This window comes from Polaromonas sp. P2_G11, assembly GCF_056403595.1.
In genome coordinates, this window is sequence record NZ_JBFUFE010000001.1 from 1,317,263 (window position 1) to 1,334,925 (window position 17,663).

A 17,663-nucleotide genomic window follows, 5' to 3' on the forward strand; every position below is an offset into this window, starting at 1 on the left:
CAGCCCTTTAAGGACGGGCGCCAGCAGCTCCTGATTCAATAGCATGCCACAGCACGAACACGGCCAGCCCGGGCTCTGCATTGCGCACTTGCAGCTCGGCGCCATGCGCTTCGGCCACCAGTCGGCACAAGTACATGCCCAGGCCCACGCCGCCCGTGGCGCGCTGGCGTGCGCCGTCGGTCCGGTAAAAGGGCTCGGTCAAATGCGCCAGCTGCGCGGCATCCACCCCCGGGCCGAAGTCGCGCACTTCCAGCATCACGCCGCCGCCCGCCGGCTGCAGCGACACATGCGGCGGCCTCCCGGCGCCGCTGCTGTAGCGCAGTGCGTTGTCCATCAGGTTGCGCACCAGCAGGCGCACGCGCATGCGGTCCAGTGCCAGCGGCGCAAGGCCAGTCGCCAGGTCCAGCACCATCTCCGACGCACCTGGCACCTCGGTGGCCGTCTCGCGCACCAGCGCCGCCAGGTCCACCGGTTCGCGCTGTAGTGCGACGTGCGGGCTGGCCAGACGCTCGCTTTCGAGCAAGTCGCTGATCAGGTCGCGCATCTCGCCCAGGTCGCGCAGCAGCGCCTCGCGTTCGCGCTCGCCGGCACCGGTGCCCTCGGGCGTGGTGGGCAACAGCTCGGCATTGAGCCGCGCACGTGTGAGCGGGGAGCGCAGTTCATGGCTCAGCGCCAGCAGCAAGGCGCGTTTGGCGTTCAGCATGCCTTCGATGTCGTGTGCCATGGTGTTGATGCGCCCGGCCAGGTCGCCGAGTTCGTCGCGGCGGCGCAGGGGAATCGGCGTTGCGAACTCGCCGCGGCCAAAGCGCTCGGCGCCTGCGCGGATGTCGTCCAGCGGGCGCAGCAGGCGCCGCACGTAGGCATAGGCGCCTATGAGCAAGCCCAGCAGCAGCGCCAGCGTGATCCAGCCAAACACGCCGTGTGGCGCTGCCTGCCAGGGCGCAGTGCCGGGGCCAAAAATCACGCGATGGCCGTCGGCCGTGGTGCGGCTCAGCCAGTCCTTGGCGCGGGCGTCGAACACCTTGCGGTCGGGCCTGTCAGGATGGGACTGCCAGTTGACCTGCGGCCCTTCAATGCGGATGGAAATCGGCAGCCGCGCAGCCAGCGCCTGGGCACGGCCCACATCGGGCGGCGAACCCAGGTCGGCCACCAGCCTGTCCATGTAGTCGCTGATCAGCGGTTTGGCCGCGTCGCGCCAGCCCGTTGAAAACGCCCGCTGCATGCCGCTCATGAACACAGCACCCATGGCCAGCGCCAGCAGCAGGAACACGGTGATCAGCCGCAGCCGGAGCGAATGCTTCCAGCGGTGGCGCCAGCGCTCGGGGCGTGAGCGTTCGCGGGCCCGGCAGTCCCGGCGCGTTTTCCACCGCCTCATGGCGTACCCGCCTTGCCGGCAGCGAGGGCATAGCCCGCGTTGCGCAAGGTCTTGATGCAGTCCAGTGGCTCCAGTTTTTTGCGCAGCCGGCTCACCACGATGTCGACGGCGCGCGTGTACAGCTCGGCCTCGTGGCCGCGCAGGCGGTTGAGGATGTCGTCGCGGTTGAAGACCTTGCCGGGCTCGGCCGCCAGCAGGGCCAGCAATTCAAATTCGGTGCCGGTCAGCTCGACCTTTTCGCCCAGGCGCAGCACCTCGCGCGTTTCCACGTCGATCACCAGCCCCTGGAACACATGGCGTTGGGTGGCCGCAGCCGGTGCGCTGCGCTGGCGCCGCAAAATGGTCTGCAGGCGCGCCACGAGCTCGCGCGGCTCAAACGGCTTGGGCAGGTAGTCGTCGGCGCCCAGCTCCAGCCCGACCACACGGTCCATCACGTCGCCGCGGGCCGTCAGCATCACGATGGGGATGTCGCTTTCCTTGCGGATCTCGCGGCACAGGGCAAAGCCGTCCATCTCGGGCAGCATGACGTCCAGGATGGCTGCGTCATACGCACCGGTGCGCAGCATGGCCAAGCCTTCACCGGGGCGCAGCGCGCTTTCGAGCACAAAGTCAAAACGGGCAAAGTAGGCGGCCAGCGGCGCAGCCAGGTGCTCGTCGTCGTCGATCAGCAGGATATGGGGCATAGGATTGGCTACATTCGCTTCGGAAAACTCGCATCGACCTGGAGTTGCTCCTGAAAAAACATCAATGCATCGCGGTTCACATTGTCATGCACAGCAGCCCGATTGACGCCTTGTGGATCCGTACACAGAGCGGGCGCGACGCCGCGCATCTCCGACGTGCACGGCGCGAGAAACACGAAGTGGTCGGCTGCGGGGATCTCGGTGTATCGGGCCAATGAGGGGAGCAGTTCCTTCACTTTGATCGCGTTCTCCTTGACCGGGAGCACGGAATCGGCGCCGGCCGCGTACAGATTCACCGGCCTCGAGACCTGCGACAGGCTTTCGCGGTCAAAGAAGGCTCCCGGCGGGCTCATGATGAACGCGGCGCGGATGCGGTCGTCGGTCTTCGCGATCAGCGGGGGAGACGACAGGGAAACCTTTCCGCCACCGGCACATAGAACACTTGTCGGCAAGGCTTTGCAATAGGCACTCAGCAGCTCGAACTTCGGTTTGGCGCCCATCAACAAGAGGGCCGAATAGCCGCCTGCCGAAAAACCCGCGACGCCCACCCGCCGGGAATCGATCAGGCCCGCAGAGGCCGGAGCCTGCAACAGGAAATCCAGCAGTGCCGACAGTTGCAGCGCTCTTCCAATCAGCACCCGATCGGTGCCGACCCCGCTGCTGTCGCGAAAATTGTCGCCCGGATGCTCGATTGCGGCCACCACGTAGCCATGACGCGCGAGGAATGTCGCTGTATCGTGGTGACTGAACCGGCCGGCACCATTGCCGTGCGAGAGCAGCACCAGAGGATGGCGCACACCCATCGGCGCCGCATCCTTCACGGCAGACACAACGACAGCCCCCATCCTGGTTGTTTCAGACGTAGGTGCTGCCGGATAGAACACCGCCGCCTGCATCGGTTGCTGCGTGACAGGATCGGGAAGCTGAATCAAACGAAAGCCGGCGCCACCGGAAAGTTCAGTGGCGTCCACCACGCCGGCGATCGCCGCCAAAGCAACGAACATGCTGCAAGTTAGCGATTTCAACATCGGGTTCCTTTGAAGCGGAGAAAAGCGCTGTTCACCACGGATCGGCCCGTCCGATGCGCCCGAGGTGCGTCTGGCCAAAACCCGCCGCGTACTTGAGCCCGTAGCCCAGCGCACGGTCAAAGCCGATGTGCGCGCACCAGACCAGGCCGCCGGCCACCAGCACGGGGGTTGCGCCCAGAACGCCCGCCGCCAGCAGGGCTACGGCGCCGAAGTAGGAATGCATGGCGTTATAGGCGGCAGCCCCCACACGCGGCCCGGCCAGGTAGGCCAGGAAAGACAGGTCGGGCAGCAAAAATAACGCTGCAAACCAGCCCCACCCCGCGCCGAACTGGGCGTAGGCCGCAGCCGCCGCAGCCACCACCGCCAGCCCCTCGGCACGCAGCAGCAGGCGTACGCCGCCGTTGGCGCTGCCCGGGGCAGCCACCTTGGTGATGCGGCGCACAGCGGTTGGCGCCGTGCGGCCCACCGGGAAGAGCAGCGCCTCAGCCACGGTAGCCCCAGCGGCGGCCGCGCTCCATGAAGTCGCGCACTTTTTGCTGTTGCTCAGGTTTGAGGTTGTCAAAGAAGTCCGCCGCTGCGGCGATCACTTCCGGGCTGCCGGACTGAATCGCGGCGGTTTTTTCCTCGATCAGCTTTTTGGCGCCGGCCTGGTCCAGCTTGTTGCCGGCAAAGAGGCCGCGAACGGCTTCCCGTGGCTCACTGCTGCCGCGCAGGGCCGCGCGCTGTGCCTGCAGCTTGTCAGCCAGCACGGCGAGTTTTTGCTTTTGCACAGCGTCCAGGTCCAGGCGTGAGCCGATTTTTTCGACCATGCGGGCGCGCGCTTCAGGGGAGCCGGCGTCGCCGTGCCAGCCGTGGCCGCCGTGCGAGCACGCACCCAGGCTGCCGACGATGAGCGCCCCGCCGAAAAGGCCGAGCAGGATTTTTTTAACGCGATGTTTCATGAGGAGCCTCAAAGAAGAAGTGAAGGTTCCTCATGGTGCCCGCGGGAGGCCCGCGGCTGTTTGCAGCGCGGTTGCGGCGTGTTTCGCTTTGTTTCAGCCCTCTCAACGGGTAGATTCGCGAGATTTACAAGCGTTTTCGGGCTCTAGCCCAATCTGAACGTGCGCGAGCAGCTATATTTTTAATAGCATCACACCTGCCCTGCCGGCAGCACCCTTCAGCCTTGCAGCATCGTCGCCGGCTCTTCGCAGGCCAGCACCTGTTCAGCCCAGGGCTGCAGCTTGGCGGCATCGGCGCGCAGGATTTGCTGCTTGACCGCCAGGATCTGCGACGGGTGCATGGAAAAGCTGCGCAGGCCCATGCCCAGCAACAGCCGCGTCATGGTGACGTCGCCGGCCATCTCGCCACAAACGCTGACACCCTTGCCCTGCGCGTTGCATTCGTTGATGGTGTCAGCGATCAGCCGCAACACGGCCGGGTGGCAGGGGTTGTACAGGTGTGACACCGCCTCGTCGGCGCGGTCGATGGCCAGCGTGTACTGGATCAGGTCGTTGGTGCCGATGGACAGGAAATCGAAGTACTTCAGGAAGAGCTTGAGCGTCAGCGCCGCGGCCGGGATTTCGATCATTGCGCCCAGCCGTACCGGCCCGTACGGAACGCCCTTGTTGTCGAGCAATGCGCGCGCACGGTCAATCAGCGCCATGGTCTGGCGGATTTCACTGCCGTGCGCCAGCATGGGCACCAGCAGGTTGACCTTGCCATGGGCGGCCGCACGCAAAATGGCGCGCAGCTGCGTCAAAAACATCGGCGGGTCGGCCAGGCTCCAGCGGATCGCGCGCAGGCCCAGCGCCGGGTTGAGGTGGGTGTCCTGCGCCTTGTGGCGGTCCAGCTGCTTGTCGGAGCCGATATCCACGGTGCGGATGGTGACGGGCAGGCCGTGCATGCCTTCAATCGCCTTGCGGTAGGCCTGGTATTGCTCTTCCTCGTCGGGCAGTTTGCCGCTGCGGCCCATAAATAGGAATTCACTGCGAAACAGCCCGACGCCGACGGCGCCGGCAGCCACCGCGCCCACCGTGTCTTCGGGCATTTCAATATTGGCCAGCAGATCGACTTTCTGCCCGTCGATGGTCAGCGCCGCCGTGTGCTTGAGCCGGTTCAGGCGCTGGCGTTCCAGCTCGCCCTGGCGCTGCTTGAAGCCGTATTCGGCCAGGATGATGGGCGACGGGTCGACGATCAACACCCCGGCCTCGCCGTCGATGATGACCCAGTCGTCCTGCTTGATCAGCTGGCTGGCGCTGCGCGCCCCGACCACCGCCGGGATGTCCATGCTGCGCGCCACGATGGCGGTGTGCGAGGTCTTGCCGCCCACATCGGTGGCAAAGCCGGCAAAGAGGCTCTGCTTGAACTGCAGCATGTCGGCCGGGGAAATATCGTGCGCAATCAGCACCAGCGGCACGTCGGTGGTGTCGTCCAGCAACAGGTCCTGCTGCGACTGCTTGCGGCTGGCGCCCGCCTGGGCCGCGGGCTGCACCGGCGAGGCCACGCCTTTCATGTGGCGCAGGATGCGCTCGACCACCTGCTCGAGGTCGGCCTTGCGTTCGCGCAGGTACTCGTCTTCCATGTCGTCGAACTGGCGCGCGATGATTTCGTACTGCGTAGTCAGCGCCCATTCGGCGTTGTAGTGGCGGTCGGTGATCCAGTGCTTCACGCCGCTGATCAGCTGCTCGTCCTGCAGCAGCATCAGGTGCACATCGAGCAGCGCGGCCAGCTCGTGCGGCGCGTCTTTGGGCAGGTCTTGCTGCAGGCGCGTGATTTCCTCCATCACCGCATTGCGCGACACCCTGACCCGCGTGATCTCGTCCGCCGTCTTGGCGTCGTCCACGAAATAGTGCGCCACGTCGGCACGGCTGGAAGCCACCAGCACGGCGCGGCCGATAGCAATGCCGCGCGAGACCGCCAGGCCGTGGACTGAAAAAGTCATGCAACAACTCCCTCCACGACGGTATCTTCGAGCCAGTCCGAGACGTGGAACCGGCTTTGCCGGGCCACAGGCGGGCGGCCCCCTCGGGGGGCAGGGAGCACACGAAGTGAGCGACCGTGGGGGCTGCACCTTCGGCTTTCCCGGGCCGCAGGCGGGGCGGCCCCCTCGGGGGGCAGCGTATTACACGAAGTGAAAAGCGTGGGGGCCATTCATTCCCCTTCGCCAAACTTGTCGGCGATCAAAGCGAGGATGGCGTCCATCGCGGCCTGCTCGTCGTTGCCGTTGGTCTCGACCTCGACAATGCTGCCCAACCCGGCAGCCAGCATCATCACGCCCATGATGCTTTTGGCGTTGACGCGGCGCTCGCCCTTGCTCATCCAGACCTCGCAGCCAAAGCTGCCGGCGAGTTTGGTGAGCTTGGCGGAGGCGCGGGCATGCAGGCCCAGCTTATTGCTGATGTTCGTGCTGGTCTTGATCATGATTTCGGCGTACCTGATTTTGCGGTGCGGTGATGGCCACCTGCATCACGCCCTGCGTGGCGCCGATCAGCGCGCGCGCTACCAGCGCATCGAGCGACTCGTGGCGGTAAGACACGGTGCGCAGCAGCATGGGCAGGTTGATGCCGGTGATGAGTTTGGAATGAACGCCGTCCACCAGCTTTTGCGCCACGTTGCAGGGCGTGGCGCCGAACACGTCGACCAGCACCAGGGCATGCGAGGTGCCGAGCTGCGTCAGCATGATGCGCGCCTGGGCCAGGGTTTCTTCGGGTGGCATGTTGGGCTGCACGTCCAGCGCGGAAATACCCGCTGCGTTGTCCGGAAACACATGCAACACGCATTGGCGCAGGGCAGAGGCCAAAGGAGCGTGAGCGATGATGAAAATGCCGTTCATTGCGGTGAATTATCAGCTTTCATACTGAGGAAATACCCATATGAGGCGATACAACAACACAAAAACACGGACATCGCCGCCTGAAAGCTCGCCACCCGTGCCAGGCCCATGGCGGCAAACACGTCAATCAGCAAGCCGATTCCCCATTGCACGGTGAACACGCCGGCAAAAATCATCAGGTTATAGGCCGATAGCGCCCGGCCGGCGAGCGAGGCCTTGAACGCCATGCCCACCGCGGGCTGCGCCAGCCCCATGACGCTGCACCCCATGCAAAACAGCGCCCAGCCCAGCCATCCGGTGGAGGTGCCGGCCGCGATATTGACCGCCAGCACGGTGAGGCTGAAGGGCACACCCCAGGTGATCAGACGGGTAGCGCCCCAGCCGTGCCGCGACAGCCAGGGGTTCACCATGCCCCAGCTCCAGAAGGTCACCAGCATGGAAGCATTGATATAAAAGAGGCCGGTGGCGGCCTCCAGCGGCGTATAGCCCGCGACCCTGATCATCCAGGGGCCGGCCCACAAGGTTTGCACAGCCACCAGCCCGCCGTAATTGAAGAAAGCCAGCGGCGTCATCTTGCGGAAGTAGCGGCTGCGCCAGATCGGCGCGTAGCCGGCTTCGGCATCGGTGCTTGAGGGCACGGTGGTCTCTGTGCTTTCGTGCTTCTTGGTCTGTTGCCACGTAGGTACGACCCAGGCGAGCGCGGCCATCGACAACAAAATCATCGCGGCCAGTATCCAGAACAGCGGTCGCCAGCCCGTCAACGGCATCAGCCATTGCACCGGCAGGGTAGACGCCAGCATGCCGAGCGAGCCGGTCATCAGCATCCACGAATTGGCGCGCAGCACAGTGGCGGGTTCATACCAGCGGCGGTAACCCGTGAGCGGCGCCATCAGGCAGGCGCTGACGCCCATGCCCACCAATACGCGCGAGGCCAACAGCCAGGCAAAGCTGGTGCTCAACGAAAAGGCCAGGCAGCCCAGCACCGACAGCGCCAGAAAACACAGGATCACGCGCTTGGGGCCGTGGCGGTCCAGCCAGGTGCCCAGCGGCAGCTGCGTGGCGGCAAAGCCCAGAAAGTAGCCGCCCGCCAGCAGGCCGAGGTCGCGCGCATGCAGCGAAAACTCCTGCGTGAGCACAGGCGCCAGCGTGGCGGTAATGGCCCGTACCAGCGCCGAGCAGAAATACGCGGCGGCAAACGCCAGGAAAACAATGGCGCCGGTTTTTGCGTCCAGCCGGCCCGGATGGGAACTGGCAGCCGGCGCAGCGGTATTCGGGGAGGTCGGCAAGGAAGCTTCTGCGCTGGTCATGAAAGGCAAGCCACTTTATTCAAACTTGAGGCTGGAGAAAAATGTCTCGGCCACCTCGGGCGCGATGCGCGGGGCATACATCACCACCTGGAACACCTGCGGGCCTTGCACAAAGTAGGCGGCCTGCCCGCTCACCGGTTTGCCGTCGGGACCCTGCCCATCGGCCTTGACCAGCGAGGCTGGCGGCAGCGTGGCAGCGCCGGGTAACTTGAGCGGTGACACCTGCGGCGCAGGCCCGGCCTTCATGTTCGCCAGCGTGAGGCTTTGCCACTGTGCGAGCACGGGCGCCGCTTTTGACGCGTCGCCGAGGTCGGCCACCGCCACGGCAAAGGTGGCGCCGCCGGCATCACAACCCAGCATGCGCAAGGTAGTTGCCGGGCCACCCAGTGGAACCACTTTTTCGGCTTTGTCGGGCTTGCAGGGCAAAAGCAGCGCCAGGCGCGTGCCCTCGGGCCGCACTTCGCGCCAGTTCAGCGCGGGGCTACAGGCCACGAGCAAGATCATCACTGTCAGGGCAAAGGCGGCGACCGGCCGCGGCGAGAGGTGCGCGGCGCCTCCAGAAATCGTAAGCATGCCTTGGACTTTACAGGGAATCAAAAAAAGCAGCCCGTTTTGGGGCGAACCTGGGGCAAGCCGCTCCGTCCAGCCCGCTTCAGTACCGATTTTGGGTTGATACAGTCCCGGCCACGCACCAAGCTGGGCACGATGTTTGCTCATGCCCGCATGTGCAGTATGGAAAGAACTCCGGCTTTGCCATGCCATGATGCGGTCCAACAATCACAACCGTTCAATGATGATGGATTTGAAAACACACCGATTACTGGCTGCTCTGCTGCTATGTGCTGCAAACCCTGTCTGGGCTTTGGAGCTGCAGAATCAAAACTTTAGCGACGACGAAATTTTCTCGGCTGTCGTTAACCGGTTTAAAAAGCCGCTTCAACACCGGTTCAACCCTGCCTCTACGGATGAGCGAAAACCTTTGCTGGTGCTGGGTCCAGCACTGAAATTCGGCAAAAAAATGCAGTCCCAATCGTTTATCCACCTGACGCAGCAGGAGCTGGTTGAGCAGCAACAGGCGGTTTTTATATTGGTAGAGAAGGCGCGCCCGAATCCTGAGCGGACCGAACTCTATGTGGACTACGACATACCGAGCAATGCGTCTTTCGGCGTGCTGAAGGTTTATCCCAAAGATGGTGTGCTGGTCGTTGAAAGTCTTGACAGCTTCCGGTCATCCTCAGGCGCAAGGGCCACTTACGGCAAGCTGTACAAGGGCGTGGCTTGCCAGGACAACACGGAAATGGCTTACCGCTGGAACTACTACGAGCGCAGTGGCTCCGGCGGGCGTTGCCCTGACAAGATGTTTACCGAATTTACGGACTACGGCGGTTAACCGAACTACGCCATGCCCGCACCCGCCCACCTTCCCGGCGCCAACCAGCCTGTCTGGCGCGACAAGCTGTCACAGCTGCTCGAATCCACCGGCGAAGGCATTTTCGGCATCGACATGGATGGCTGCTGCACATTCATCAACCGTGCCGGCGCCGAGCAACTGGGCTATGCCCCCGCCGACGTGCTGGGCCACAACATGCACGAGCTGGCCCACCACTCGCATGCCGGCGGCGAGCACTACCCCGAGCACCTCTGCCCCATCTTCAACGCTTTTCGCAAGGCCTTGCCTTGCCGCATCGACACGGAGCTGTTCTGGCGCAAGGACGGCAGCGCGTTTGCGGTCGAATATTCGTCGCACCCCATCGTCGAAGGCGGCGTGGTGCAGGGCGCGGTGGTCACCTTTGTCGACATCTCAGGGCGCCGCCAGGCCGAAGACGCACTGCGCCAGGCGCATGCGGTGCTGGAGCAACGCGTCAGCGAACGCACCCAGGCCTTGTCTGAAGCGCTGCAGCACCTGCGCGAGCTCACCGCCTACACCCACACTGTGCGCGAGGAAGAACGCACGCGCATCGCGCGCGAGGTACATGACGAGCTGGGCAGCCTGTTGGTGGCGCTGAAGATGGACGTGGGCTGGCTCGACAAACGCCTGGGCGAACAGCAGCAGCGCGAACCCGGCGACGCGCAGGCCATGCGCGACACCATGCGCAGCAAATGCCAGAACATGGGCCGGCTGATTGAAAGCGCGGTCGATAACGTGGGCCGCATCATCACCGACCTGCGCCCCAGCATCCTGGACCACCAGGGCCTGTGGGCGGCGCTGGACTGGCAGGCCCATGAATTCGTGCAGTCGGCCGAACTGGCGCTGGACTGGCAAATGGACGTGGCCAATGCGGTACCGCTGCCCGAGGCTTCAGCGATTGCCATCTTTCGCATCTTCCAGGAAATGCTCAGCAATGTAGGCCGGCATGCGGCTGCCAGCCGCGTGGCCATCACCATACGGGCCACAGCCAAAGACATCAGCATCGCCGTGCAGGACAACGGCCGCGGCGCCGAAGCCGCCGCCTTTGAAGCAGCCAATGCTTATGGCGTGATGGGCATGCGGGAGCGCGCGCGCCACCTGGGCGGCAGCCTGGAGATCACCAGCCGGGTCGGCCACGGCTCTCTCCTTCACCTTCGGATCCAGTTATGAGCACCCTCAAAATCCTGATCGGCGACGACCACCGCATCGTGCGTGAAGGCCTCAAGCAGGTGCTGGCCGACGCGCCCGAAATTGAAGTGGTGGCCGAAGCGGAGACCGGCCCCGACATCCTGCAGCGCGTCGACGCGTTGGGTGGGGACAAAGGCCTGAGCGCCGTGCTGCTGGACATTGCCTTGCCCGAGCGCGATGGCCTGGATGTGCTGCAGGCGCTCAAGAAAAACTGGCCTCGCCTGCCTGTGCTGATGCTCAGCACCTACCCTGAGAAGCAGTACGCCGTGCGCTGTATCAAGCTGGGGGCGGCGGGCTACCTGAATAAAAGTGCCAACCCCGATGACATGATTGCCGCGGTGCGCAAGGTGGCGGCCGGTGGCCTGTACGTTTCAGCCGCCACGGCCGAAGCGCTGGCCAGCGCCGTCGGCGGCAGCGGGGGACGCAGCGGCGCCGAAGCCCTGTCGCACCGTGAACACCAGGTGTTCCGCCTGCTCACGGCCGGCAAGTCCGTGGGCGAGATCGGCACGCAACTGGGCCTTGCGTCCAACACCGTAAGCACCTACCGCTTGCGCATCCTGGAAAAAACCGGCGCCAAAAACGACGTGGAACTGGCACTGTATGCCGAGCGCCATGGCAGGGCGCCTGCCGACAGCTGACCGCAACACGTCAAACGGCCTTGTCCTACGGCCGCTCGGGTACCCATGACCGGAAAAAACACGCACGCGCGGGGCATGCTGGCTGCAGACGGCGATGTCGTTCCGATATCGCCCAGCCCAGACCCAAGCTCACCCATCCAAGGAGTATTTTTATGACGACCGTCACCGACGTGATGACCCGCAACGTGCGAACCATGGCCCCCGGCAATACCGTGGCAGACGCCGCGAAAGCCATGCGCGAGCTCGACGTGGGCGTGATCCCTGTGTGCGAGGGCGACAAGCTGCTCGGCATGGTGACCGACCGCGACATCGTGCTGCGCGCCGTCGCGGAGGGCCTGAACGGCGGCACGCCGCTGTCTACCGTGATGAGCACCGACATACATACCGCACGTGAAACTGACGACCTCGACACGGTCCTTGCAGACATGGCGTCCCGCCAGATTCGCCGTCTCCCGGTTCTGGACGGCTCGCAGCGCCTGGCCGGCATCATTTCCATCGGCGATATCGCGGTCAAGGGCCAGGACGAAGAGGATGTGGGGCAGTCACTGGCCGACATCTCGTCTCCGGCCTGAGCCAGCAGAGGTAGAGGCAGGGCCCGCGCCCTGCGCGAATTTGGTGCGTGACAAAACCGGTGCGCCACCGTGAGCCCGGCGCAACGCTGCTGAAGGTGAAAGAAACCAGCTGACGTATCTGCCTGCGCGCAGGCCTGCGCAGCCAAAACCAGCATGGCGGCACCGTGGTTGCTGTTTGCGGGCCGGTTTTTGTAGTGGATGCCCTACACCCTGTCATGGCATCCACAGCGAAATGCGGCAGCTGCCGCGCTTTCGCCCCAATTGGCCCAAATTGGCCCGCTGCTTGCAAGTCAGGCGCATCTTCCAAAGAAAGGTGCGCGCCATGTCTGACCTCTTTTCTCCCTACGACGCCGACCAGCCCCTGATGCTCAAATGCAGCTGCGGCAGGGACCACAGCGCGGCCGATCACCATGCCGCCGACGCGTCTGCCGCCAGCCCGCAAGCGCTCTCACACAGCTTTATGGAAGCCAGCCTGGTGAAGGCGCTGTTCCCGGTTGACAGCGTGCGCCGCAACTTCCTGCGTGCGGTGGGCGCCAACACGGCGCGCGCTGCGATTGCCTCGGTGCTACCGCTCGGTGCGCTGGAGGCCATGGCGCAAGACCGCGTGCCCCTGGAAAAGAAGGATCTGAAGATCGGCTTCATCGCCATCACCTGCGCCAGCCCGCTCATCATGGCCGACCCGCTGGGCTTTTACAAAAAAGAAGGCCTGAACGTCCAGCTCAACAAAACCGCCGGCTGGGCGCTGATACGCGACAAGATGATCAACAAGGAGCATGACGCCTCCCACTTCCTGTCACCCATGCCGCTGGCAATGACCATGGGTCTCGGTTCCAACCAGGTCAACATGAATGTGGCCAGCATCCAGAACACCAATGGCCAGGCCATCACGCTGCATGTGAAGCACAAGAACAACCGCGATCCGAAGAACTGGAAAGGGTTCAAGTTCGCGATTCCGTTCGAGTACAGCATGCATAACTTTTTGCTGCGCTACTACCTGGCCGAGAACGGCCTGAACCCCGACACCGACGTGCAGCTGCGGGTTGTGCCACCACCCGAGATGGTGGCCAACCTGCGCGCCGGCAATATCGACGGTTTCCTCGGCCCTGATCCTTTCAACCAGCGCGCGGTGTACGACGAGGTCGGTTTCATCCACATCCTCTCCAAGGAAATCTGGGACGGCCACCCTTGCTGCGCTTTTGGCGTCAGCGACGAGTTCATCCAGAAGAACCCCAACACCTTTGCCGCGCTCTACCGCGCCGTGCTGGGCGCATCCTTCATGGCCAGCCAGCCGAAAGACCGCGACCTGATCGCCAAGGTGATCGCGCCTACGCAATACCTCAACCAGCCCGAGGCCGTGCTGCAGCAGGTTCTCACAGGCAAGTTCGCCGACGGCCTGGGAAATATCCGCAACGTGCCGGACCGCGCCAACTTCGACCCGGTGCCGTGGCAGAGCATGGCGGTGTGGATGCTCACGCAGATGAAGCGCTGGGGTTATGTGAAGGGCGAGGTTAACTACAAACAGATCGCCGAAAAGGTCTTCATGCTCACCGACGCCAAGAAGCAGATGGCGCTGGCCGGCTTCAAGCCGCCCGAAGGCGCTTACAAGAAGTTCAAGGTGATGGGCAAGGAGTTTGACCCTGCAAAACCAGACGACTACGTCAAGAGCTTCAGCATCAACAAGCTTTCATGAAATCCCTGAACCTCAAGGCGGGCCTGGTCTCGCTGCTTATCTTTTTCGCCTTCCTGGGCATCTGGTACGTGGCCACGCTGCCCGCATCCGGTACGCCGGCAGCCAGCACGGCGGGCCTGAGCGCCGAGCAGATCGAATACCAGAAGATGATGGGCAAGGACCCTGGCAACACCAAGACCACCGGTTTCCCCACGCTGGGCCAGATGGGCACAGCCATCTGGAAGCAGGTGTCCAACCCGCTGTATGACAACGGCCCCAACGACAAGGGCATCCTGATCCAGCTCGGCCATTCGCTGGCGCGTGTGGGCCTGGGCTTTTTGCTGGCCTGCGCGGTGGCCGTACCCCTGGGTTTTGTGATCGGCATGTCGCCACTGCTGCGCCGCGCGTTTGACCCCTTCATCCAGGTGCTCAAGCCCATCTCGCCGCTGGCGTGGATGCCGCTGGCGCTCTATACCATCAAGGACTCATCGATCTCGGGCATCTTTGTGATCTTTATCTGCTCGGTCTGGCCCATGCTGATCAACACCGCCTTTGGCGTGGCCTCGGTCAAGCGCGAATGGCTCAACGTGGCCAGCACGCTCGAAGTCGGCCCCCTGCGCAAGGCCTTTCAGGTGATCCTGCCGGCGGCGGCGCCCACCATCCTGACCGGCATGCGCATCTCCATGGGCATTGCCTGGCTGGTGATTGTGGCGGCCGAGATGCTGGTGGGTGGCACCGGCATTGGCTACTTCGTCTGGAACGAGTGGAACAACCTCTCACTCACCAACGTGATCTTCGCCATCCTGGTCATCGGCATCGTCGGCATGCTGCTGGACCTGGCCTTCGCTCAACTACAGAAGGTCGTCACTTATGTGGAGTGAGCCTATTGCGCGCGCCCCTGTCGCCACGCCAATGAAAGAACACAACATGCAGCAGGGATTCCTCAAGATCGAAGGCCTGAGCAAAGCCTTTACGCCCGCCCGGCCGGTGTTTGCCGACGTGTCCTTCACCATCAGCAAGGGTGAGTTCGTCTGCATCATCGGCCACTCGGGCTGCGGCAAGACCACCATCCTCAATGTGCTGGCCGGGCTGGACAGCGCCACCGCCGGCCACATCTTCATGGAAAACCGCGAGATCGGCGGCCCCAGCCTGGAGCGCGGCGTGGTGTTCCAGAGCCATGCGCTCATGCCGTGGCTCACCGTGCGCAAGAACATCGCGTTTGCGGTGGTGTCACGCTGGGCCGACTGGACTTCGGCGCAAGTCAATGCGCATGTGGAAAAGTTCGTCGCCATGGTGGGCCTGACACCCGCCATCGACAAAAAACCGTCGCAGCTCTCAGGCGGCATGAAGCAACGCGTAGGCATCGCACGCGCCTTTGCCATCCAGCCCAAGATGCTGCTGCTCGACGAGCCCTTTGGTGCACTAGATGCACTCACACGCGGCACCATCCAGGACGAACTCATGGCCATCGTGCGCGAGACACAGCAAACGGTTTTCATGATCACCCACGACGTGGACGAAGCCATCCTGCTCGCCGACCGCATCCTCTTGATGAGTAACGGCACCGACAACGACGGCGTCTACGCACCCGGCCGCATCGCCGAAGAAGTCATCAACCCATTGCCCCGGGAACGCACCCGCGCCGGCCTGCACCACCTGCCCGGTTACTACGACCTGCGCAACCACATCGTCGATTTCCTCGTCACCCGCGCCAAGGCGCATTGACCATTCCCGCTTTTCACTTCACCCATCTCACATACAGGAGCAAACTATGAACCGCAACGACATCACCGAAAAAATCATCACCGTCAAAGTCAGCAAAGGCATCACCTGGGAGTCCGTCGCGAAGAAGGTCGGCCTCAGCAAGGAATGGGTTACCGCCGGCTGCCTGGGCCAGATGACCTTTGACGCCAAACAAGCCAAAGTCATCGGCAAGATTTTTGGTTTGACCGCCGAAGAGCAGAAGTGGCTGCAAGTCGTGCCCTACAAAGGCTCACTGCCAACGCCCGTACCCACAGACCCCCTCATCTACCGCTGGTACGAAATCGTGAGCGTCTATGGCACCACGATCAAGGAACTGATCCACGAAGAATTCGGCGACGGCATCATGAGCGCGATTGACTTCAGTATGGACATCGTGCGGCAGCCGGATCCCAAGGGTGATCGGGTGAATGTGGTGTTGTCGGGGAAATTTTTGCCGTATAAGACTTATTAAATTCCCTGCCTAGAAGGGTTGTGAGCGACAGGCAAAAGACAGGGTACTTCTGCAACCTTGACTTGATAGCGCACCGTTGCCCTCCGGTTGTGCGAAGGGGTTAAGTATCACGCTCCGCACACCAATGGAAGAGTTTGTCCTCCCCTTCTTTCAGTGAAGTATCAGTACGATGTCTAACCCACCACGTCCCTTCTTCGGCAATGGAAGTGATCTGAAGCCGTGGGATCTGCTCAACAGCCTCTCGCACGGCCGATTCTTCACCGAAAAATCCAATGACTCGGTACGACTTGTTCCATTCCACAGCCCAAGACCAGAGTCGATGGGTTGGGTGCCTACGAATCGCTGCAGAGAAGTGGTCTTTAGCAGTTGAAACTAAAAGTCTCGGCTCCCACATGACAACGGCATTCATGAAGGAGAGGTGAATGGAATTTCCCCAGTCGGATTTTCTCGCCTCTATCAATGGCACGAACGTCCCCCTCCAGAATTGCCCACGCGAAGTCTGTTCGCTGTAGGTCAGGAAGTAGAAAAAAGCCATCATCTGCAGTCGAGCAAGTTCGAAAGCCCTATCGCTCTCTATCTGAGGTGGTGCTGTGAAGGTAAACGTCATCGTGACTGAGTTGCCGAGCTGGGTGCGCAGCGTCATGCTCTCGGCACTCTCTCCCACTGGTTTTCCGGTGCGACGGCTTCGACTCTTGGCTTTCTTTCTGTCAGCCTCCACCGCAGCTTCTGGCGAAGGTGAGTTGCCAAAAGCATCGTGATGCATTGTGATGGCAGAGATGTCGTCCTCAAGGTCAGATTTTCGTCCGTTGCACGGCTTGCACGCCCGAACAATCAGGTTCCAATCTTGATACAGAGTTCCAACCGGAACGAACCTCTTCCCAATCACGTGCTCTTTAGTGAATTCCTCGTTTAGCTCACATCCACAATACGGGCAAGTGAGGTTTCGCAGCACTATTGGCCGGTTGCGCGGGATTTCTTGAAGTTCAGCGCCAAGCATGATGCTAGAGCTTGGTGGGGTCGCCGAGTGTTTTGTTAAGCCGTACCGATTCTTTGACAAGACGGCCCGACAAGGCGAGGTTGACTTCATCACCCTCATGAAACTCTCTCGTCGCCATTTCGTACTTACCACCGGGTTTTAGCAGCGGATCCATCTCGCGAAGACGTTGGCCTCGCCAGAAGCCGAACAATACGCGACTTTCCTCAGCGCGAATGAGCAGCACAGGCCCATTCGACAGATAGACCAGATGGCCCCACTTGATGACTTCATCCAGCTCGGCACTGCCCAAGACGGCGGCCCGCAGTTGCTCAACTGTCGCACGCTGCCAGCCGGACAGCGCGGCGACATAAGCATCAGGGCTAGCGGCTGGGATGGTTTTCTTCATCATGACTGAAACAGATTACACCAGCCAATCGATATGAGGTAACTAAGCTACAAGGTGCAGGGAGGTGACGCCACGAGTACCGCCGATTTCTATATCTAAAGCGCGCTTATTCGCGGCTGTGCATCATTGATCGCGGGACTGGTCAGCGAGAAAAGGAACGCGAAGCAGAGAAACCGGCTTATCCAAGGAGATGTCCCAAGGAGAGCCTCGCACAGCCAGCAAGCGCTGTCGCTGCTTATCGGGGCGTTCAATCTCAGCATTGTGGTTTTGCAAGGGCAGAGGCACAGGACCGAGCGGATCGAGAATTATCAAGCGCGGAAGCTGACCGGGCATGAGTACAAAGGCATGGCCGCAGGTCAGGCCCAGATGACGATGCCTGCAGAATGC

At 62.5% G+C, this 17,663-nt stretch carries 20 protein-coding genes; 8 read left to right on the plus strand and 12 right to left on the minus strand.

Annotated features, from left to right (window positions below; genetic code table 11):
- Positions 1 to 7: 7 nt before the first annotated feature.
- From AC1DWQ_RS06385 to AC1DWQ_RS06430, 10 genes are all read right to left on the minus strand, one after another.
- Positions 8 to 1,375 (minus strand): HAMP domain-containing sensor histidine kinase, encoded by a 1,368-nt coding sequence (locus AC1DWQ_RS06385; RefSeq protein ID WP_477668863.1) that lies wholly within the window; start codon positions 1,373 to 1,375, stop codon positions 8 to 10.
- A complete protein-coding gene (locus AC1DWQ_RS06390; RefSeq protein WP_477668864.1) occupies positions 1,372 to 2,058 on the minus strand; it encodes a response regulator transcription factor in 687 nt (228 codons plus the stop codon). The genes AC1DWQ_RS06385 and AC1DWQ_RS06390 overlap by 4 nt, the downstream gene beginning before the upstream one ends.
- 8 nt (positions 2,059 to 2,066) lie before the next feature.
- The gene (locus AC1DWQ_RS06395; RefSeq protein WP_477668865.1) at positions 2,067 to 3,062 is read right to left on the minus strand and encodes an alpha/beta hydrolase family protein; all 996 of its coding nucleotides are present in this window, start codon (positions 3,060 to 3,062) and stop codon (positions 2,067 to 2,069) included.
- Between the two features lie 55 nt (positions 3,063 to 3,117).
- Positions 3,118 to 3,576 (minus strand): DUF4260 domain-containing protein, encoded by a 459-nt coding sequence (locus AC1DWQ_RS06400; RefSeq protein ID WP_477668866.1) that lies wholly within the window; start codon positions 3,574 to 3,576, stop codon positions 3,118 to 3,120.
- Entirely contained in the window at positions 3,569 to 4,027 is a 459-nt protein-coding gene (locus tag AC1DWQ_RS06405) for a Spy/CpxP family protein refolding chaperone (RefSeq protein ID WP_477668867.1), read from the minus strand. Before AC1DWQ_RS06405 ends, AC1DWQ_RS06400 begins: the two co-directional genes overlap by 8 nt.
- A gap of 215 nt (positions 4,028 to 4,242) precedes the next feature.
- Entirely contained in the window at positions 4,243 to 6,006 is a 1,764-nt protein-coding gene (ptsP, locus tag AC1DWQ_RS06410) for a phosphoenolpyruvate--protein phosphotransferase (RefSeq protein WP_477668868.1), read from the minus strand.
- Positions 6,007 to 6,215: 209 nt separating this feature from the next.
- On the minus strand, positions 6,216 to 6,485 hold the full coding sequence (locus tag AC1DWQ_RS06415) for an HPr family phosphocarrier protein (protein WP_477668869.1): 270 nt from the start codon (positions 6,483 to 6,485) through the stop codon (positions 6,216 to 6,218).
- Entirely contained in the window at positions 6,454 to 6,897 is a 444-nt protein-coding gene (locus AC1DWQ_RS06420; protein WP_477667617.1) for a PTS sugar transporter subunit IIA, read from the minus strand. Before AC1DWQ_RS06420 ends, AC1DWQ_RS06415 begins: the two co-directional genes overlap by 32 nt.
- The gene (locus AC1DWQ_RS06425) at positions 6,894 to 8,204 is read right to left on the minus strand and encodes an MFS transporter (RefSeq protein ID WP_477668870.1); all 1,311 of its coding nucleotides are present in this window, start codon (positions 8,202 to 8,204) and stop codon (positions 6,894 to 6,896) included. Before AC1DWQ_RS06425 ends, AC1DWQ_RS06420 begins: the two co-directional genes overlap by 4 nt.
- Positions 8,205 to 8,219: 15 nt before the next feature.
- Positions 8,220 to 8,777: a hypothetical protein gene (locus tag AC1DWQ_RS06430; protein ID WP_477668871.1), complete on the minus strand. Its 558-nt coding sequence runs from the start codon at positions 8,775 to 8,777 to the stop codon at positions 8,220 to 8,222.
- Positions 8,778 to 8,994: 217 nt separating this feature from the next.
- Here AC1DWQ_RS06430 and AC1DWQ_RS06435 point away from each other — a divergent pair, with 217 nt between their 5' ends.
- The 8 genes from AC1DWQ_RS06435 (at position 8,995) to cynS (ending at position 15,894) form a co-directional block, all read left to right on the plus strand.
- Positions 8,995 to 9,594 carry a hypothetical protein gene (locus AC1DWQ_RS06435; RefSeq protein ID WP_477668872.1) on the plus strand — a complete coding sequence of 200 codons (600 nt, stop codon included), beginning with the start codon at positions 8,995 to 8,997 and terminating at the stop codon, positions 9,592 to 9,594.
- A 12-nt stretch (positions 9,595 to 9,606) separates the two neighbouring features.
- On the plus strand, positions 9,607 to 10,782 hold the full coding sequence (locus AC1DWQ_RS06440) for a sensor histidine kinase (RefSeq protein ID WP_477668873.1): 1,176 nt from the start codon (positions 9,607 to 9,609) through the stop codon (positions 10,780 to 10,782).
- Positions 10,779 to 11,438: a response regulator transcription factor gene (locus tag AC1DWQ_RS06445; RefSeq protein WP_477667613.1), complete on the plus strand. Its 660-nt coding sequence runs from the start codon at positions 10,779 to 10,781 to the stop codon at positions 11,436 to 11,438. Before AC1DWQ_RS06440 ends, AC1DWQ_RS06445 begins: the two co-directional genes overlap by 4 nt.
- A gap of 152 nt (positions 11,439 to 11,590) precedes the next feature.
- On the plus strand, positions 11,591 to 12,010 hold the full coding sequence (locus AC1DWQ_RS06450) for a CBS domain-containing protein (RefSeq protein WP_477667612.1): 420 nt from the start codon (positions 11,591 to 11,593) through the stop codon (positions 12,008 to 12,010).
- 322 nt (positions 12,011 to 12,332) lie between these two features.
- The gene (locus AC1DWQ_RS06455) at positions 12,333 to 13,700 is read left to right on the plus strand and encodes a CmpA/NrtA family ABC transporter substrate-binding protein (protein ID WP_477668874.1); all 1,368 of its coding nucleotides are present in this window, start codon (positions 12,333 to 12,335) and stop codon (positions 13,698 to 13,700) included.
- The gene (gene ntrB, locus AC1DWQ_RS06460) at positions 13,697 to 14,560 is read left to right on the plus strand and encodes a nitrate ABC transporter permease (protein ID WP_477648256.1); all 864 of its coding nucleotides are present in this window, start codon (positions 13,697 to 13,699) and stop codon (positions 14,558 to 14,560) included. Before AC1DWQ_RS06455 ends, ntrB begins: the two co-directional genes overlap by 4 nt.
- Before the next feature lie 46 nt (positions 14,561 to 14,606).
- A complete protein-coding gene (locus AC1DWQ_RS06465; RefSeq protein WP_477648255.1) occupies positions 14,607 to 15,404 on the plus strand; it encodes an ABC transporter ATP-binding protein in 798 nt (265 codons plus the stop codon).
- 46 nt (positions 15,405 to 15,450) lie between these two features.
- Positions 15,451 to 15,894: a cyanase gene (gene cynS, locus AC1DWQ_RS06470; protein WP_477648254.1), complete on the plus strand. Its 444-nt coding sequence runs from the start codon at positions 15,451 to 15,453 to the stop codon at positions 15,892 to 15,894.
- A 100-nt stretch (positions 15,895 to 15,994) separates the two neighbouring features.
- Here the strand turns inward: cynS and AC1DWQ_RS06475 are convergent, their stop codons facing one another.
- Positions 15,995 to 16,891 carry a hypothetical protein gene (locus tag AC1DWQ_RS06475; RefSeq protein WP_477668875.1) on the minus strand — a complete coding sequence of 299 codons (897 nt, stop codon included), beginning with the start codon at positions 16,889 to 16,891 and terminating at the stop codon, positions 15,995 to 15,997.
- Between the two features lie 4 nt (positions 16,892 to 16,895).
- The gene (locus tag AC1DWQ_RS06480) at positions 16,896 to 17,276 is read right to left on the minus strand and encodes a DUF1801 domain-containing protein (protein ID WP_477668876.1); all 381 of its coding nucleotides are present in this window, start codon (positions 17,274 to 17,276) and stop codon (positions 16,896 to 16,898) included.
- Positions 17,277 to 17,663: the final 387 nt, after the last annotated feature.

Bases quoted from the DNA above. Each gene is read 5' to 3' on its own strand.
- AC1DWQ_RS06480 (WP_477668876.1), bottom strand. From the start codon at position 17,276: ATGAAGAAAACCATCCCAGCCGCTAGCCCTGATGCTTATGTCGCCGCG.
- AC1DWQ_RS06435 (WP_477668872.1), top strand. From the start codon at position 8,995: ATGATGATGGATTTGAAAACACACCGATTACTGGCTGCTCTGCTGCTA.
- AC1DWQ_RS06475 (WP_477668875.1), bottom strand. From the start codon at position 16,891: ATGCTTGGCGCTGAACTTCAAGAAATCCCGCGCAACCGGCCAATAGTG.
- AC1DWQ_RS06465 (WP_477648255.1), top strand. From the start codon at position 14,607: ATGCAGCAGGGATTCCTCAAGATCGAAGGCCTGAGCAAAGCCTTTACG.
- ntrB (WP_477648256.1), top strand. From the start codon at position 13,697: ATGAAATCCCTGAACCTCAAGGCGGGCCTGGTCTCGCTGCTTATCTTT.
- cynS (WP_477648254.1), top strand. From the start codon at position 15,451: ATGAACCGCAACGACATCACCGAAAAAATCATCACCGTCAAAGTCAGC.
- AC1DWQ_RS06385 (WP_477668863.1), bottom strand. From the start codon at position 1,375: ATGAGGCGGTGGAAAACGCGCCGGGACTGCCGGGCCCGCGAACGCTCA.
- AC1DWQ_RS06445 (WP_477667613.1), top strand. From the start codon at position 10,779: ATGAGCACCCTCAAAATCCTGATCGGCGACGACCACCGCATCGTGCGT.
- AC1DWQ_RS06420 (WP_477667617.1), bottom strand. From the start codon at position 6,897: ATGAACGGCATTTTCATCATCGCTCACGCTCCTTTGGCCTCTGCCCTG.
- AC1DWQ_RS06450 (WP_477667612.1), top strand. From the start codon at position 11,591: ATGACGACCGTCACCGACGTGATGACCCGCAACGTGCGAACCATGGCC.
- AC1DWQ_RS06405 (WP_477668867.1), bottom strand. From the start codon at position 4,027: ATGAAACATCGCGTTAAAAAAATCCTGCTCGGCCTTTTCGGCGGGGCG.
- AC1DWQ_RS06430 (WP_477668871.1), bottom strand. From the start codon at position 8,777: ATGCTTACGATTTCTGGAGGCGCCGCGCACCTCTCGCCGCGGCCGGTC.
- AC1DWQ_RS06455 (WP_477668874.1), top strand. From the start codon at position 12,333: ATGTCTGACCTCTTTTCTCCCTACGACGCCGACCAGCCCCTGATGCTC.
- AC1DWQ_RS06390 (WP_477668864.1), bottom strand. From the start codon at position 2,058: ATGCCCCATATCCTGCTGATCGACGACGACGAGCACCTGGCTGCGCCG.
- AC1DWQ_RS06425 (WP_477668870.1), bottom strand. From the start codon at position 8,204: ATGACCAGCGCAGAAGCTTCCTTGCCGACCTCCCCGAATACCGCTGCG.
- ptsP (WP_477668868.1), bottom strand. From the start codon at position 6,006: ATGACTTTTTCAGTCCACGGCCTGGCGGTCTCGCGCGGCATTGCTATC.
- AC1DWQ_RS06440 (WP_477668873.1), top strand. From the start codon at position 9,607: ATGCCCGCACCCGCCCACCTTCCCGGCGCCAACCAGCCTGTCTGGCGC.
- AC1DWQ_RS06415 (WP_477668869.1), bottom strand. From the start codon at position 6,485: ATGATCAAGACCAGCACGAACATCAGCAATAAGCTGGGCCTGCATGCC.
- AC1DWQ_RS06395 (WP_477668865.1), bottom strand. From the start codon at position 3,062: ATGTTCGTTGCTTTGGCGGCGATCGCCGGCGTGGTGGACGCCACTGAA.